Source organism: Arsukibacterium sp., assembly GCF_036735525.1.
Lineage (GTDB): Bacteria > Pseudomonadota > Gammaproteobacteria > Enterobacterales > Alteromonadaceae > Alishewanella.
In genome coordinates, this window is the sequence record NZ_DAINOE010000098.1 from 6,628 (window position 1) to 7,983 (window position 1,356).

At 47.9% G+C, this 1,356-nt stretch carries 3 protein-coding genes; all 3 read left to right on the forward strand.

Annotated features, from left to right (window positions below; all coding sequences use genetic code 11):
• A partial coding sequence (locus tag V7D78_RS14735) for a hypothetical protein (protein ID WP_333609218.1) occupies window positions 1-203 on the forward strand: 203 nt, incomplete at its 5' end.
• Between the two features lie 19 nt (window positions 204-222).
• Window positions 223-1,113: a serine/threonine protein kinase gene (locus tag V7D78_RS14740; RefSeq protein WP_333609219.1), complete on the forward strand. Its 891-nt coding sequence runs from the start codon at window positions 223-225 to the stop codon at window positions 1,111-1,113.
• Between the two features lie 16 nt (window positions 1,114-1,129).
• Window positions 1,130-1,356, forward strand: a 227-nt coding sequence (locus V7D78_RS14745; protein ID WP_333609220.1) for a protein phosphatase 2C domain-containing protein, incomplete at its 3' end; no start/stop codon positions are given.

Consider the following 1,356-nt stretch of genomic DNA (forward strand, 5'->3'; position numbering starts at 1 on the left):
CCGGAGACGACCGGCGTTTGCTTCAGGCTGTAACGAATTTTGTCGCCAGCGGTAATAACAATGTTTCGGTGCGTTATTCAGGATCGAATAAAGCCCAGCAAGATTTTTACTCTGAAGTGGTGTTGACGGGTAAGGGGAGTTTTTTAGATAAAAATAATGGCTCGCTTACCGCTGCATTGTTGCTGGCGCTATTGCCAATTTAGGGGCAAGTGATATGACGTTATGAGTGCACTAAGCCCCGGCAGCCTTATTCACCGCTATGAAGTCGAACAGGTACTGGGCGCAGGAGCCTTTGGTATTGTTTATCTGGCCAGGCACAAGTCGCTTGGATATCAGGTGGTGATTAAAGAATATTTACCTGAGGCATTAGCCTGTCGGCTGGATGGCCAGGTGTTAGCCAAAAGTGCTGCGGTTGCTGAGATTTATCATGAATCTTTACAGCGATTTACACTGGAATGTGAAACCTTACTAAAGTTGGATCATGACAACATCGTGTTTGTTTATGATTGTTTTTACGCATCAGGCACCGCTTACATGGTGATGCAGTACGAATCTGGGACGACCTTATGGCAGCATTATGCTACCCAGGTACAACAACAGCAGCAACCTTTTAGCTGGTGGCAGTTAAGTCAAATTTTGCCCGGAGTATTTGCAGGGTTGCACTATATGCATCAGCGCCAGATAGTGCATCGGGATATTAAGCCGGGTAATATTTTTTTGCGCACAGGCACCAAAGTGCATCCGTTGATAATTGATTTTGGTGCAGTAAAGCAAGCCGGCGGCTATGTGAGCCAATATGCCCAGAACACCCCTGCTTACTGTGCGCTGGAGCAAGAGTATGGCATTCATCCTATTGGCCCCTGGACCGATATTCATGCATTGGGGGTGATGATGGCTGAGTTGTTAACTATGCATCGACCACAGACAGCTTATCAGCGACAGCAGGCCTTATTGGCTGGCGAGGCCGATAGTATGTCGCAGTTGTTGCTTTATATCAGTGATCAGGGGGACGCCAGGCTGGCTGAGGCATTGTACTTTGCCACCAGGCTGGATCCAACAGAACGATTTCAGTCAATAAGTGACTTTAAAGCGGCCCTGCCGACCTTTGAGTAATGACAAGGATCTTTACATGCATGTTAACCAGCTATTGTTACAAAAATCCGCACTGGGCGGACGACAATATAATCAGGACCGTTCTGCCGTGCATGTTGATGAGGCCAGCGGTGATATCTTCGTCGTAGTGGCAGATGGTGTTGGCGGCTCAGATAATGGAGAGGTTGCCGCACAGACAGTGGTTGAACTCAGCCATCGTTTTTGGCTGCAACGCCAGACATATGATGATGCCAGCCATTTTTT